Origin of the sequence: Pseudoalteromonas sp. A25, from assembly GCF_009176705.1 — a bacterium.
GTDB lineage: Bacteria > Pseudomonadota > Gammaproteobacteria > Enterobacterales > Alteromonadaceae > Pseudoalteromonas.
Window position 1 is genome coordinate 2,607,135 of the sequence record NZ_AP021846.1, and the last position, 13,792, is coordinate 2,620,926.

At 39.9% G+C, this 13,792-nt stretch carries 14 protein-coding genes; 6 read left to right on the forward strand and 8 right to left on the reverse strand.

All coding sequences use genetic code 11. The features are described from left to right. Window positions 1-48: 48 nt before the first annotated feature. Window positions 49-612, reverse strand: a complete 564-nt coding sequence (locus tag GDK41_RS11160) for a GNAT family N-acetyltransferase (protein WP_152086487.1) — start codon at window positions 610-612, stop codon at window positions 49-51. A gap of 519 nt (window positions 613-1,131) precedes the next feature. Between GDK41_RS11160 and GDK41_RS11165 the strand changes: the two genes are divergently transcribed. Continuing rightward, on the forward strand, window positions 1,132-2,604 hold the full coding sequence (locus GDK41_RS11165) for a winged helix-turn-helix domain-containing protein (protein ID WP_172971600.1): 1,473 nt from the start codon (window positions 1,132-1,134) through the stop codon (window positions 2,602-2,604). Window positions 2,605-2,709: 105 nt separating this feature from the next. Then, complete coding sequence (locus GDK41_RS11170) at window positions 2,710-3,831, forward strand: DUF4405 domain-containing protein (RefSeq protein ID WP_152086489.1); 1,122 nt, start codon at window positions 2,710-2,712, stop codon at window positions 3,829-3,831. 39 nt (window positions 3,832-3,870) lie between these two features. On the opposite strand, the gene GDK41_RS11175 is transcribed toward GDK41_RS11170, so the two are convergent. The 3 genes from GDK41_RS11175 to GDK41_RS11185 all read right to left on the reverse strand — a co-directional run bounded on the left by GDK41_RS11175 (window position 3,871) and on the right by GDK41_RS11185 (window position 5,499). After that, the gene (locus tag GDK41_RS11175; RefSeq protein ID WP_152086490.1) at window positions 3,871-4,512 is read right to left on the reverse strand and encodes a hypothetical protein; all 642 of its coding nucleotides are present in this window, start codon (window positions 4,510-4,512) and stop codon (window positions 3,871-3,873) included. Further along, on the reverse strand, window positions 4,505-5,005 hold the full coding sequence (locus GDK41_RS11180) for an RNA polymerase sigma factor (protein ID WP_152086491.1): 501 nt from the start codon (window positions 5,003-5,005) through the stop codon (window positions 4,505-4,507). The genes GDK41_RS11175 and GDK41_RS11180 overlap by 8 nt, the downstream gene beginning before the upstream one ends. Before the next feature lie 317 nt (window positions 5,006-5,322). After that, entirely contained in the window at window positions 5,323-5,499 is a 177-nt protein-coding gene (locus GDK41_RS11185) for a DUF6058 family natural product biosynthesis protein (protein WP_197739483.1), read from the reverse strand. A gap of 61 nt (window positions 5,500-5,560) precedes the next feature. On the opposite strand from GDK41_RS11185, the gene GDK41_RS11190 reads away from it, so the two are divergent. Continuing rightward, window positions 5,561-5,800 carry a hypothetical protein gene (locus GDK41_RS11190; protein WP_152086492.1) on the forward strand — a complete coding sequence of 80 codons (240 nt, stop codon included), beginning with the start codon at window positions 5,561-5,563 and terminating at the stop codon, window positions 5,798-5,800. 273 nt (window positions 5,801-6,073) lie between these two features. After that, entirely contained in the window at window positions 6,074-7,063 is a 990-nt protein-coding gene (locus GDK41_RS11195; RefSeq protein ID WP_152086493.1) for a hypothetical protein, read from the forward strand. 153 nt (window positions 7,064-7,216) lie between these two features. Here the strand turns inward: GDK41_RS11195 and GDK41_RS11200 are convergent, their stop codons facing one another. The 4 genes from GDK41_RS11200 to ffh form a co-directional block, all read right to left on the reverse strand. After that, window positions 7,217-7,963, reverse strand: coding sequence for a type 1 glutamine amidotransferase domain-containing protein (locus tag GDK41_RS11200; RefSeq protein WP_152086494.1), 747 nt, complete (start codon window positions 7,961-7,963; stop codon window positions 7,217-7,219). A gap of 425 nt (window positions 7,964-8,388) precedes the next feature. Continuing rightward, window positions 8,389-9,195 carry an alpha/beta fold hydrolase gene (locus tag GDK41_RS11205; RefSeq protein ID WP_152086495.1) on the reverse strand — a complete coding sequence of 269 codons (807 nt, stop codon included), beginning with the start codon at window positions 9,193-9,195 and terminating at the stop codon, window positions 8,389-8,391. A 286-nt stretch (window positions 9,196-9,481) separates the two neighbouring features. Then, the gene (locus GDK41_RS11210) at window positions 9,482-9,844 is read right to left on the reverse strand and encodes a hypothetical protein (protein ID WP_152086496.1); all 363 of its coding nucleotides are present in this window, start codon (window positions 9,842-9,844) and stop codon (window positions 9,482-9,484) included. Between the two features lie 236 nt (window positions 9,845-10,080). Further along, window positions 10,081-11,460 carry a signal recognition particle protein gene (gene ffh, locus GDK41_RS11215; RefSeq protein ID WP_152086497.1) on the reverse strand — a complete coding sequence of 460 codons (1,380 nt, stop codon included), beginning with the start codon at window positions 11,458-11,460 and terminating at the stop codon, window positions 10,081-10,083. A gap of 166 nt (window positions 11,461-11,626) precedes the next feature. On the opposite strand from ffh, the gene GDK41_RS11220 reads away from it, so the two are divergent. Together GDK41_RS11220 and GDK41_RS11225 are read left to right on the forward strand one after the other, a co-directional pair. After that, window positions 11,627-12,433: a cytochrome C assembly family protein gene (locus GDK41_RS11220; RefSeq protein ID WP_152086498.1), complete on the forward strand. Its 807-nt coding sequence runs from the start codon at window positions 11,627-11,629 to the stop codon at window positions 12,431-12,433. Window positions 12,434-12,494: 61 nt separating this feature from the next. Then, entirely contained in the window at window positions 12,495-13,751 is a 1,257-nt protein-coding gene (locus GDK41_RS11225; protein ID WP_152086499.1) for an HlyC/CorC family transporter, read from the forward strand. The last annotated feature ends 41 nt before the right edge of the window (window positions 13,752-13,792 follow it).

Here is a 13,792-nt window from a genome sequence, read left to right on the forward strand (position 1 = left end):
CCGCTAGTTGGTATATGCTGTATTAAAAGTGGCTGCCAGACACTTTGTTCAAGCGCATTTTGCGGCCCAGTGTTCTCTCGAGATCTTATACAAACAATGTTCTCTTAAGTGCTCTGGGGCTGGCACATCAGGATGCATAAATGTCTTACCGGTATTGTGCATGTTGATCCGTTCCATAACTGCGCGTGAGGGGTGATTATTAACTACCGCAAATGAGACAATTTCCTGCAAGTTAAGTTGCTCAAAACCAACCCTGAGCGCTGCAGCTGCGGCTTCTGTTGCATATCCTTTGCCCCAATGAGGTCGTGCTAGGCGCCAAAGCACTTCAACACTTCCAGAACTAGGTAAATCTGCTGACGGCTTATGTAATCCAACCATTCCAATGAACTCGTTAGTTTCTAGCAATTGCGCGGCCCATACTCCCCAGCCATTTTCAGCTATCAGTGACTGACACTTATTGGCTATACCATCACTTTCAGAGCGACTCAAAGTAGCTGGAAAATATTTCATCACTTGTTTATCTGACGACATTGTAAAAAACGGTTCTAAGTCGCTCGGCCTCCATTGGCGAAGCTGGATACGCGCGGTTTTTGGTTCAATGATTTTAGCCATAAGCTGTCCATATTGTGTATTTTGCAGCAATAGGAGTGATATGCTCACTTCCTAAAATGGAAGATATCCTATTGTTTATTTTAAATAATTCTTATACCAATTGCATTAAATTGGTGATCAGATATTGCGACAGATAAATGGCTTAGTAACAAGGCAAATATTTCGATATGTAGTTATTCTACATGAGAAATATTTAACGCAGTTAATGAGTTATTTAGCCCGCTAGAATGATCAATGTATTAATAAAATTGGTATTATAACAAGCACAAAGCTAATCAGAGATAAAGTCTTTAAGGCAGGGCGCTCTAACAATGTTCGCGTTTACTTATTGTGTTTTCACTGAGAAACAGATTATCAGCACAAAGAACAAAAGTGCTTTCACGTAACATCCTTAATTTGTATTCTGAGTGTTGTTAGAATGTGTAATACTAACTCATTCTCCACGCATTCAAAGCAAGCAAATAGTTACTCACTGATTGATAAAATAAAACTATTTCATTTATACGGGATCTACATCACGTGCTGTACAACACTTTACATTACAAAATCGACTCTCAAGCATTAACGATTAAAACGCACAGCGGTGATAATGTCTCAATACGCCCCAAAACCTGCCAACTCTTAGTTTTATTACTCAAAAATGCAGGTCAGCCCGTAAGCAAGCAAACGATTCTAGCGAAGGTTTGGTCTAATTCGGTTGTTGCTGATCAAGTTGTTTTTCAATCTATCAATGAGTTGCGCCAGCTTTTTAATAATGAAGAGGTGATCAAAACAATCCCTAAACAAGGGTATGTTTGGCTACCAGCAGTAACTGCGGCAGCTACAGCAACTCACAAAGTAGCTCGCTACAGTCACTTGTGGCTCATTGGCAGCCTGGTATGTTGTCTGGCGATTACAGCCTTTATCATTAATTACTTATCTTCCGATACACTCGTTCCTGAGCAACAATCACAGCTAATTTCAGGCTCTGTCGTCATTCTTCCCGTGCAGAACACCATTGAAGGAAATGACCACAGTTGGGTACGTCTTGGCATGATGGACCAAGTAATACAGCGCTTACCTAATAACCAAGAGCATGGCGTGCTCCAGACAGATTACGTACTCGAAGTGTTAGAGCGAGCCGGTGCACCTTTGATTGATGTAAAGTCTGCACATATAAACCAGCTATTTACCGTATCAGGCGCAGAGATAATTGTCTCTTCTAAACTCTCAGGAACGCCCCACGATTATCAACTCAGTTACGTTTTACACTTTAAGAATACCGAACAAAAAGGTGTCATTTTTGCTAGAGATATTCAAACCATCACTGATCAGTTTAGCGCACTTGTTGCTAAGCACATTGGTACTAATGCGGTTGTTGAACCCCATAATTACCATGCAGACTTTAATAATGAAATGCTTGGTGTTGCGATAGATTTAAAACTAGAGGGTCAATATCAAGCCGCTAAGCCTTTATTGGAAAGCATTGTCATCAGTGATCCGAAAAACCTCACCGCGCAACGTATATTAATAGAGATACTATTTGAGGCAAATAACCTCGATGCAGTAGCACAAAGGCTAGCTCTTGCGATCCCTATTGCTGAAAACCTCAATGATAAAGCCGAACTAACCAGGCTGTATTACCTCAAGGCAATATTTCACCTTGTCAAAGACAATAATCACCAAGCAAAGCAACAAACAATTAATGCTCTTAACGTCGCAAATAGCAGTAATGACTGGCTGTTTATGGCCTACTCGAAAGACTTGCTTGCTCGTATCGCACAAACACAGGGAGATTATGATAGCGCCAAGCGATTTTACCTAGAAGCCAAAGCACATCATCAAGTATTGAAGTGCCCAGTTGGAGAAAGCAGTGTTTGGGCAAGTTTGGCACTGCTTGCCAAAAAACAAAACAAGTTTGATGAGTTCAACGCCGCACTAAACAAAGCAAAACAAATTGCCAAAAGCCGAGCCCTCACTGAGCAACTAAAGTATTTAAACACCATCAAGTAAAATTATTACCTTTAAAATCAATAGCATTAGATAATTTTAGAAAGCTTTAGTGGCTTTTAACACCAGAAATAAGCGACAAGAGAATTATTCACAAAAGGAGTCTCTATGTCGTTTTTTAATGCCCGTGTATTCATCGGCACCCTACTGTTTTTAGCTTTTACTATTATGTTGGTTACTTCTGTACTAATGTACAGCCAACAACATGACACTGTGGTTGCCCTAATACATACCCTCATTGGTGCCGCAATGATTTTGGTTGTAGTATGGCACTTGTTCAAAAATTTTAAGCCTTTACTCAGCTATTTAAACCCCTTCAAAAAGCACATGGGTAAAATAAGTTTTGCCATGCCACTGGCTGTTTTATTAATGGGCTATTTATTGGCTTCTCCCTTTTTGGCGCTTCCACCCGCGATGCAAGTGTATACTTGGGGGCAAACACTCAAAGCGGCCGACAAGGCTGATCAAGATAAAGAACATAAATATGTCGAGCGAGCCATTACACCTGACAATGCTAGCGGGCAAACTATCACCATAGAACTTAAAAAAGGCCCATATTTTATGTGGCCGCAATATGCATTTTGGTTAGAGACCTTAGAAGGTGAATTTGTGCAGCCTTTGTATGTCACACAAGCCATTGCGACTAATAATTTCACCAATAAGGTTTCTAAAGCAGACCCGGAGCAAGTATTCACTGACCACTTACTAATTGGTGAAAATGCCATTGGCAGAGATGCCTTGGTTGGCGGACAAGAGCCCGAAACGAAAGATACTCGTATGCGTCCGGAGTCTTTGCCTGTATTTTTGCATCAGCTAGGCGTACAAGCTAGCAATGGCTACTTTCTGCCTACCGATAACAAGTTGGTTGTTGATGGCTTTAGTGGCGCAACGATGACCGATAATTTTATTTACTCGATTCAACTTTCCAATGCACTGACAGGTAAATACCGTATTCGCTTCGAAATTAATCATTCGTTCGATTACAACAGCTATTACAGCAGTGACCGATTTCCTGATGATCCTATCTACTCTGGCGACGGATATACAGCACAGCCTTCGTTGATTTATCAAGCTGAATTAGACTTTGATCAACCCAATAAGCTACAGCAAATGCAGTTAATTGGCCATGGTCACCACTCAGGAAAAAATGGCAATGTTCACTCTGATCTTAGTAACTTTACATCCGCATTAGAGCTAGTTGATAGGATCTTAGTTTCTCATTCTCTGTAACAAAAAAGCGCAGCGTTCTGGCTGCGCCATGCTACCTCTTTATGCTTTCAAAGCGCGCATATCCGCTAGTAATTCTTCAAGCTTTTTGAACTGTCGACCATAGATAATGTATAAATCGAAGCGATATAAAGCTTCAGAGTATTTAATAACCACTAGTAGAAATGCCGTAATAATTACCCATATATAACCTGGGATATCTAAAAAAACATAGTCTGTCGGATATTTTGTTAATAATAATGACATCACTTTACCACCCGATTGGCTGGCAAGCCCTTGTGCCACCATACCGATATAAAATAAAGGGTAGAAAAACTGATAGTACTTAGAATAATTTGAAATTGACTGCTTAAGCCAAGCATCAAAGCTTTCTAAATACTCTAAGCTACTCTGCCCTTTTGATAAGTTATACGACTTATCTAGCTCTCTTTTTGCTATTTGTATTAACGGAGCCAATAACAGGCAGATATATAAACCTAGCCAAGGGATGCCAATTAAACTCATCGCTACTAGCATTATCAATGCGCCAATCGCGATTGCTTTAATATTCACAGCAAACATGTTTTGTAGCTTATCAACTATGTTCTGTGACTTTCTATTGTATAAATCGTTTACCTTTGGCGCTGACAACTCGCCTTCACTGACAAACCCCTGTTTCCACATTTGTTCAATAGATTTACTCATGTGTTAACTCCTGCGCTTGTATAAACTTGTTTAATCTGCCTTTTATACGCGTAATGCGTACGCCAATTGAATTTTTATTAGCACCAATTATTTCTGCAATCTCACCATAAGACTTCTCTTCTAGATAGAGTAAAATCACCGCTCTATCTATCTCTGATAAATGCTTAATCGCGTTATAAAGCATATTAATATCTTCTGAACTAAACGCTTTCACATCATCATTCACTTCATCAGGCAAAGCATCAGATACAAACCGCTGCTCGCCTTTTTTACGCTGCTTTAAGTTGGTTAAACACACATTTAAAGCAACTTTGTAGACCCATGTTGACCATTTAGATGCTGCATTAAAGCTATCTCTACTGCGCCAAATTTGCAGACAAACTTCTTGATAATAATCATCAAAATCCGCTTGGCTGTTTGTATATGCACGACATATTTTGATGATTATCCCTGCATAAGGCATTATCGATTGTTGATAAAAATCGCTTCCCATTCACCTCAATCCATTTTGTGTTTTACTGGTTAGTAGTTAACAAGCGTTATTTATTACAGCCTTTGGGGAAATTTTTTCACACGAAAAGAGTTTATACCAATTATCAAAACAGAACGTTAGGAGCAGCCCACTGTCACAGTGTGTTTTTAAGTAACAAGCCGGAAACTTTAGCAAGGCTCGGGCTGCTTAGTGGACAATGTTATCAAAGCCAGTCCATCAAAATGATGATGCACAATCAACGTTAAAAAATGACTGTGCATGTCTACTCTGAAGCGTTTGTTAGCGTTTTAGCTTGTACTTACGACGAATTTCATCAACTAAGCGATGACGAGAACTTTTTCCCTCTCATGAGGCCCAAATAAAGCGCTAACAGAGCCTAAAAGGTTAACTGCACGTTCTAAGCGTTTTAATTGCACCGCATCTATGTTCGACTTTTCAATAATTTCACTTATCTTCAGTATTGCAAGCTCTTTAGCTGCTATACCTTCTGGCAAACCAGATTACTTTTCAAATATTTGCTGACAATTCAGTAGTTGGTAAAAGCTGGGAAGTCCAATGAGTTATATACCTAAGTGGCTTTTACTCCCCCTGTTGGTAAGCACAGAGTTTCCAAACTCATTCTCAATGGCCATGAATCAGCTCGAAAAGTATGTTGCCATATACCAACTAGATGATACGCATGAAATAAAAACTTATTTAAGAAATGACAAGCTATTTTCGCGTCAATTAGGGTCTTTTATTTTTGAACTGACTCCTAAGTCTGAAACAGAGTTTGACTTTCATACATGGATATAAAATGACCACCTTATTTTTAACTATCTCCAAGTGTGCTGTAAAACGTCTATCGACCATGTTAGTTAAAGATGGGTGATACTCTTCTCGGATTAAGCAAAGGATATGGAAGAAAATTTGACCTATCGCTTAATATTATTTCTCTAATCACCTTACGCTTTTATAAACGAGCAAGTATAGTTGATGCTTTCTGACTTAGTTAGGAAGCATCGATAGTCTCTATTTTTATGCTGTAAAAATACAAGGCTATCATTTTATAATTATATAAGGACAGTTATGATAAAAAGAATTTTCACTTTTATTTTACTATCTCTCTCCATATCAAGTTCAGCTTTCTACTCAACCAATAGAATACTCTATTTAAATTTAACATCATCTGAAGAAACTATATCGATCGAAGCCAAACTAGATGGAAAAACAAAAAAATTCAGACTTGACGAAGATAGCAATATCACAAAAAGGAACTTTAAATCCATTTTAGAAAAGCTGAACGAATGGGAATTAAGCAAGAAATATTTTGAAAATAATCTTGCACATTATGAAAAAACTATATTCAATCCAATTTCAACAATGCTAGATGAATCGAATCAGGTTCATTTTATTTTAGATGAAGGAAGCTTTGCTTTTGCTTTAGATCTGATACCCTATAAAGGAAAACCGCTATTTTTACAACGCCCTACCTCATTCAGTAGCAAACCAATTAGAGTCGTTAAGAATTATAAATTTAACCCAGATGGTTTAGGATTAACTATAAAAGATAAAACCACCGACCCAGAAAGCGCGTCATTAATCTTGTCAAAAATAATGCCTAATACTGTAAATTATAATATGGAAAGTATATCTAAGGATCAGTTAGCACAGCTCAGCAACTTAGATATGGCATTAATTAGTTTGCATGGAATTGCATCTGATGGCGTAGCTTTTATGCAGCTCAATGATGAAGAGGTCTATTCTTACGACCTTGCTCAGTTAAATAGTCGACTGCTCTATTTGGACTCTTGCCAAATAGGATCCTCGTTTAATTTTGCAGAGCAAGTATCAAAAAGTGCGAATCAGTTTATTATAGCGCCACTATTCGATAATGAAGCTGGCGACTCATCAACCTTAACTATTCAGTCATTTTTTACTCAATTGAATAATGGTAGCACCCCCGCGAATGCCATGTACCATACTCGCAAGTCACTTTTCGAGGGATATAACAATACTTATGGTTTCAAAACAGCAATTTGGAAAGCTTACCCATTCAGAGTAATTCAAAGCAACTAGCACATTAGCTTAGACAACACCCCAACATGCAAACTAGTGTGCAAATATAGAATGTCAGCTTCAGATGGTCACGTCCCACAGCATCACAATGTGCCGTGATTGAAGTGACCATATATGTTTACACAGACATTCACTAATAATTAGGAGCCGTTACTACGGCTTTAAAATTATCATTTCTTTTGCTACAAGTGCAGCTGAAGGCAAAAACATTGTTGAGACAATACGTTGATCAGCAACCACTGCATGTTTATCTTTTAGTGTTTTCTTATTTTGCGCAATTGCACCATTCTTATTAAGCTGACTTTCAATAAGAAAAGGCAAAAGTGTTCCTTGCTTAGCCCATGACTTAGATGTTTCGGTAGAGTTAGGAAATCCGGCTATTTTTTTCCCTTTCACCAAAAACTCCCCGTTAGATAATGTCACGTTTGCAATGCCAGCTGAACCATGACCACCCACACCGATAATACCGCCAGACTCATATACACTACTGATAATAGAGTGAATTTTTTTGTTATCTGCAACGTCAAACATTACACCATAACCACCACCAATAAACACACCCCAATAGTCATTAGGATCAATTTGAGAGGGCGAGAATGAACTGTTCGCTTTGTCTAAGAATCCTTCATATTTGATGGTGTAACTACTTATGCCAAGAGGATCCATCATAAACCGAACTTCTCCACCTTTGGGTGATACAAAATCAACGTCAAAGCCGTGACTGACAAAAATGTGATAAGGAGGCGCAAATTCCCATAAATTATTTCTGGCGTCATGCTTTTCAGGATCTCCCATATCTACCATATTAGAGGCTACGATTAGCACTTTCTTATTAGGCTCTGCTATCGCATTGGTGGCAAAAAAGGCTGCAGTGAGTAAAATCGTGATTAAGAGTTTCATTGGTTTCCTTTATAAATAACTAAAATAATCCTTTAGACGAGACAAATGACGAAAAGGTTTAAATGCTGAATTCGCGGGCGCATTGACCTAGCAAAAACGCATTTCGATTACTAGGTGTTGATAGTCACGGCCATCCTTGTTTATCCAAACGTCTTTCTCGAAGCTAGCCTGCCGCCTTGTGAAATTGTTATGGGAGCCTTTGTGTCTTCTCCATTTTGGGCAGAACATGTTTGGCAGCAAGTCAACTTAATCCCTGCACAACATGTTACCGTTTTCGCGAAACACAGGGCATATATGATCACAGAGACTCTTTTCGCTCTTTATCCAAAGTTAGAGTAGCTAACAATGTTATTTTCGGTTGTTCTCCAATCATCGTCCAAAAATAAAAGCGGGTGGCCACGCAAGTTACTTGAGGAAAGGCTTTGCTAGTGTTTAATACGCGACAACAACTCCACTATTTCTGCCACTACCATGTCTGGCTCATCATTTTGTGGGAAGTGATAACTCTTATTTGTCAAAACGACTTTACCTTGTGGAAAAGCAGTAGCCCAATTTGAATTCAGTTTGCCCCACATATCACGAGCTTGATCCGTAAAAAATAAAAGTTGGGGCTCTTCAAACTTTTTTGTAGACGCTATTACTGTTACTGGAATATTTGGAATTTCAGGATAGTCTGGCAGCGGTCGTTTTGACCAGAAGTCAAGATACTGATTTGACATACCGTTAGCTAAATCATCAAGTTTTACTTGAGCTATTTGCTTTTCAGCTAACTCTAAATCAATTTTACGCATAATATCAACGTCATGCTCTGAGGCTGGCTCAATCAACATTAATGCTAAAACTTTGTCGGGATACGTTGACGAAAACCTCCTTGCGATATACGCCCCATAAGAATGGGCGACATAAACAACAGGTTGATCAATTTTCAAAGCGGTTAGAAGTAATGAAGCCTCTTGAGCATATTCTTCAGATGTGTAGTTTTTTTTGATTTTTTCAGAGCCACCATTACCAATTCTCGAGTAACGAATAACTTTAGTTTTCTTAGCTAGCTTTTCAAAGATTAGGTCCCAATCAGACAACCCAGCAGAGCCACCAGCCTCTAAAAAAACAATATGCTCACCACTACCTTTGATTTCATATTCAACATCATAACCTTTCACTTTGATGAAGCTAACTTCAGAAGAGGCGTTAAAAGAAAATAGAAAGAGTAAAAGCAATAATATGAGTTTCATATGACATCCTTAAAGATAATGCTTGCCGTAAACAGTACAAAATAGCAGGCTTAACTAAGCAAAGAATGAGCGCAAGCCTGCTGTTTTGCGTCCTTTTTTAACAACTTTGTTAGTGTTTTTTGTTAATTTCATCGACTATATCATAACCCCAAAATCCGGCTCTTAATTTTACCTTTAGCTGGTCACCAACTTTATAGGGATTACTTGTATCTGTGCCTAGACTATAACTAGTTTCCGATATTCCATCTGATATTCGCACATATTCAAAAAGATCGTAACGAACACGCTATTGACCAACTCCGGTTACTCTGAATTCTTTGTGGGTCACCTCATTAGATGAAAACTTATGATTCGTGACAGCAATAAACCCCATGCTGCCAATTGTAGTAAGCACCGCAATCGCCGGGAAATTTAGTATCTTATGGTGGAACGGTGTTGAATCCGGCTTATATTCAATAATAATATTAGCCGATTTATCATGCCTCCATTTTTGATAAAGCCGAAGTACTGGCGCAGCCAGTAAGCCTAAACCTACCGCTACATAAGTTAAAACACCATCATCAAGAACATCACTAAATACCAAAAAACTTAGTTGGATAATGGCGGCACCATAAAGTCCAATAAAAGCTAATGAAAAAAGATGATTCATTGTACCTCTTGAGCACTAACAGCTTATCCTCTCCCACAATGTGGGGGTAAATACTGACAAAACGGGTTATATTACGTGCCTCAATCTTCCCACGTCAAAAATTCAGTGTAAACAGGATTTTAGAGATCTCCAAAATCTGTTTCTGTCAAAATAGAGCAAGGCGACGCGTAATAATGTTATCAAGCAAGCAACAAAAAACCCGAGCTTGGCTCGGGTTTTTTGACAATTTTTATCGCTTAAAACTTCGGGCCACCGCCGCCCATCATGCCTGGCGGTAACATGCCTTTCATGCCGCGCATCATTTTTTGCATGCCGCCTTTGCCTTTCATCTTTTTCATCATCTTTTGCATTTGCGTAAATTGCTTAAGCAGCTTGTTGATATCTTGCACTTGAGTGCCAGAGCCTGCCGCAATACGCTTTTTGCGTGAGCCTTTGATTATTTCAGGACGAGCACGCTCTTTTGGCGTCATTGAGCTGATGATGGCTTCCATCTGGTTAAAGGTTTTATCTCCAACCTGACCTTTTACCGCATCTGGTAAGTTATTCATACCCGGCAGCTTTTCCAACATCGACATCATGCCGCCCATGTTTTTCATTTGGCGTAACTGCTCAGCAAAGTCTTCTAGGGTAAAGCCGTCGCCTTTAAATACCTTTTCAGCTACTTTGGCCGCTTTATCTTTATCAACCTTCATCTCAACTTCTTCGATAAGCGACAATACGTCACCCATTCCCAAAATTCGAGATGCAATACGGTCTGGGTGGAATGGCTCTAGCGCGTCTGTGCGCTCACCCACACCAATAAATTTAATTGGTTTGCCAGTAATATGACGAATTGACAACGCCGCACCACCACGGGCATCACCATCGGTTTTGGTCAAGATCACACCGGTCAGTGGCAGCGCTTCATCAAAGGCTTTAGCAGTATTTGCCGCATCTTGACCTGTCATCGAGTCTACAACAAACAGCGTTTCTATTGGATTAATAGCACCGTGCAGTGCTTTAATCTCATCCATCATATCGCTGTCTACGTGCAGACGACCTGCAGTATCAACAAGCACAACATCGATAAACTTTTTCTTGGCGTGGCTAATTGCATTGGTGGCAATATCTACAGGCTTTTGTGAAATATCACTGGGGAAAAACTCGACATCTACTTCGCTGGCCAATGTTTCTAGCTGTTTAATTGCTGCGGGGCGATATACGTCGGCACTGACCACAAGCACAGACTTCTTTTTGCGCTCTTTTAAAAACTTAGCCAATTTACCGATACTGGTGGTTTTACCCGCACCTTGCAGACCCGCCATCATCACAACCGCAGGTGGCTGCGCCGCTAGGTTTAGCTCTTCATTCGATTCGCCCATGGCTTTTTCAAGCTCTTCGCGAACAATTTTAATGAATACCTGACCCGGGCTTAAACTTTTGGTGACCTCTACGCCAACCGCGCGCTCTTTTACTTGTTTAACAAACTCACGAACCACAGGTAACGCGACATCGGCCTCAAGCAGCGCCATACGTACTTCGCGCAGAGTTTCTTTAATATTATCTTCGGTTAGGCGGCCTCGGCCGCTGATGTTTTTTAGCGTTTTACCTAAACGTTCCTGGAGGTTTTCAAACATGTATTAGGTTCCAATAATTCGTAATTGTTTTGCATTATACTGATATGGCCCCGACTAATACAGTGTTCAAGTGCATACAAAGTTTCTTTTTGGAAACTCTATGCAAGAAGCAGTGCTTAAAATACAATAGCTTTTATAAAGGAAATTTATTAGTGGGCACACTTTGATGTTGATTGTTAGCTTGTCTTTATTTGCCAGCCTGTTTTATGTACTTGCGACGGGTCATGTTTTATCAAGGCTATTTCACAAAGAAGGGCCAAATCAAAAGCTCACAATTATTTTAAGCACCTTGGCTATTTTGGGTCATATGCTGTTGTTGGTAAATTCAGTATTCACCCACGACGGACAAGATTTAAGTACGGTCAATGTGGCAATGCTTACTTGCTGGGTGATAGTCGTGAGCGTGACAACCGTATCGCTAAAGTTTCCTGCAACCTTGTTACTTCCAGTAGTGTACGGCTTTGCCGCCATATTATTAATTTCCAGTTTATTTATCCCGCACCATATTGTGATGCACACCATTAATGTTGACTTAGGCTTAGTGGTCCATATTTCTCTTTCTTTGCTGGCTTATTGCGTACTGATCATCGCAACACTGTACGCAGTGCAGTTTTTTTATATTGATAACCGACTAAAACACAAAGATTTAGCCATTATGCACAGCCATTTGCCACCACTTATGCAAGTTGAAAGGCAACTTTATCAGCTACTTACTATTGGCACAGCCTTGCTTACACTTGCGTTGTTGTCGGGGTTCGTATTTTTAGACGGTATGTTCGCAAAAGAGTTTATTCACAAAACTGTATTATCGTTAGTAGCATGGACCATATTTGCAGCAGTTACCCTTGGCCACCATAAATTTGGTTGGCGAGGTAAGGCTGTGGTAGTGTCAATCATGACTGCTTCTGGATTGATTACATTGGCTTATTTTGGCAGCCGATTTATTCAAGAAGTCATCCTAGGGAAGTTTTAGCTTGACTCTTGCCGCCAGCTAACGCTTAATACACGTTCGTAAGTTTGAAAGGGATCCACTGTTGGACGACATATCAACAAGCACCTTATTTATAATATTGGGCTTGCTTATCATGATCTCGGGCTATTTCTCTAGCTCTGAAACGGGGATCATGTCAATAAACCGCATTCGATTGCGACATCTAGAAAAAGAAAACCACCGGGCAGCAAAACGCGTAAGTAAACTGCTACGACGCCCTGATAGGCTCATCGGCCTGATCCTCATCGGTAACAACCTCGTTAATATTGCAGCTGCGCAAGTTGCCACCATCATAGGTTTACGTTTATACGGCGATATGGGTATTGCCATCGCAACGTTTGTATTAACACTCGTGGTACTTATTTTTGCTGAAGTTACGCCAAAAACACTCGCTGCTTTATACCCCGAGAAAGTTGCTTTTCCGAGCTCAATTATATTAAAAGGGTTACTTAAAGTATTATTCCCATTGGTTATTACCGTTAACTGGATCACCAATGGCATGCTTAAATTGTTTGGTATTTCAAGCAAACAAATTGCAGAGCATAGTTTAAGCAAAGAAGAGCTAAAAACCGTGGTGAATGAATCAAGCGCCCTACTACCGTCTAATCACCAAAACATGCTGACTTCTATTTTAGACTTAGAGCAAGTAACTGTTGAAGATATTATGATCCCGCGAAACGAGATCAACGCCATTGATATCAACGATGATTGGAAGGATATTTCACGCCAGCTTACTCATGCACAGCATACCCGCGTACTATTGTACCGCGACCAAATTGACGATGCAGTTGGCTTTATTCACTCACGTGATGCGCTGCGCCTACTCACTAAAGAGCAATTTGATAAGCCTTCTTTGCTACGTGCAGTACGCGAAATTTACTACATACCTGAGGGCACCTCACTCAATACCCAATTGCTTAAGTTTCAACAAAGCAAAGAACGTATCGGCTTAGTGGTTGATGAGTATGGTGATATTCAAGGTTTGGTAACACTTGAAGACATACTTGAAGAAGTGGTTGGTGACTTCACCACTACGCAAACGCCTGCCGCCAGTGACGAAGTAAACATTCAAAGCGATGGCTCGGTGCTTGTTGATGGTGCGGCGAATATTCGTGATATCAACAAAGAAATGAACTGGGAGCTGCCAACAGAAGGCCCTAAAACGTTAAGTGGTTTAATTGTTGAGCACCTTGAAGACATTCCTGATGCGCCACTTAGCTTAGTGATCGCTGCTTACCAAATGGAAGTAGTTGAACTAAAAGAAAACATGGTTAAGTTAGTTAAAGTAACTAAACGCTAACTTTTAAGCCAAATTACCATAAAAGCCGAGCTCCGATAGCT

Coding starts and splice junctions, on each gene's coding strand:
- GDK41_RS11160 (WP_152086487.1), bottom strand. CDS start 612: ATGGCTAAAATCATTGAACCAAAAACCGCGCGTATCCAGCTTCGCCAA.
- GDK41_RS11170 (WP_152086489.1), top strand. CDS start 2,710: ATGTCGTTTTTTAATGCCCGTGTATTCATCGGCACCCTACTGTTTTTA.
- GDK41_RS11175 (WP_152086490.1), bottom strand. CDS start 4,512: ATGAGTAAATCTATTGAACAAATGTGGAAACAGGGGTTTGTCAGTGAA.
- GDK41_RS11180 (WP_152086491.1), bottom strand. CDS start 5,005: ATGGGAAGCGATTTTTATCAACAATCGATAATGCCTTATGCAGGGATA.
- GDK41_RS11190 (WP_152086492.1), top strand. CDS start 5,561: ATGAGTTATATACCTAAGTGGCTTTTACTCCCCCTGTTGGTAAGCACA.
- GDK41_RS11195 (WP_152086493.1), top strand. CDS start 6,074: ATGATAAAAAGAATTTTCACTTTTATTTTACTATCTCTCTCCATATCA.
- GDK41_RS11200 (WP_152086494.1), bottom strand. CDS start 7,963: ATGAAACTCTTAATCACGATTTTACTCACTGCAGCCTTTTTTGCCACC.
- GDK41_RS11205 (WP_152086495.1), bottom strand. CDS start 9,195: ATGAAACTCATATTATTGCTTTTACTCTTTCTATTTTCTTTTAACGCC.
- GDK41_RS11210 (WP_152086496.1), bottom strand. CDS start 9,844: ATGAATCATCTTTTTTCATTAGCTTTTATTGGACTTTATGGTGCCGCC.
- ffh (WP_152086497.1), bottom strand. CDS start 11,460: ATGTTTGAAAACCTCCAGGAACGTTTAGGTAAAACGCTAAAAAACATC.
- GDK41_RS11220 (WP_152086498.1), top strand. CDS start 11,627: ATGTTGATTGTTAGCTTGTCTTTATTTGCCAGCCTGTTTTATGTACTT.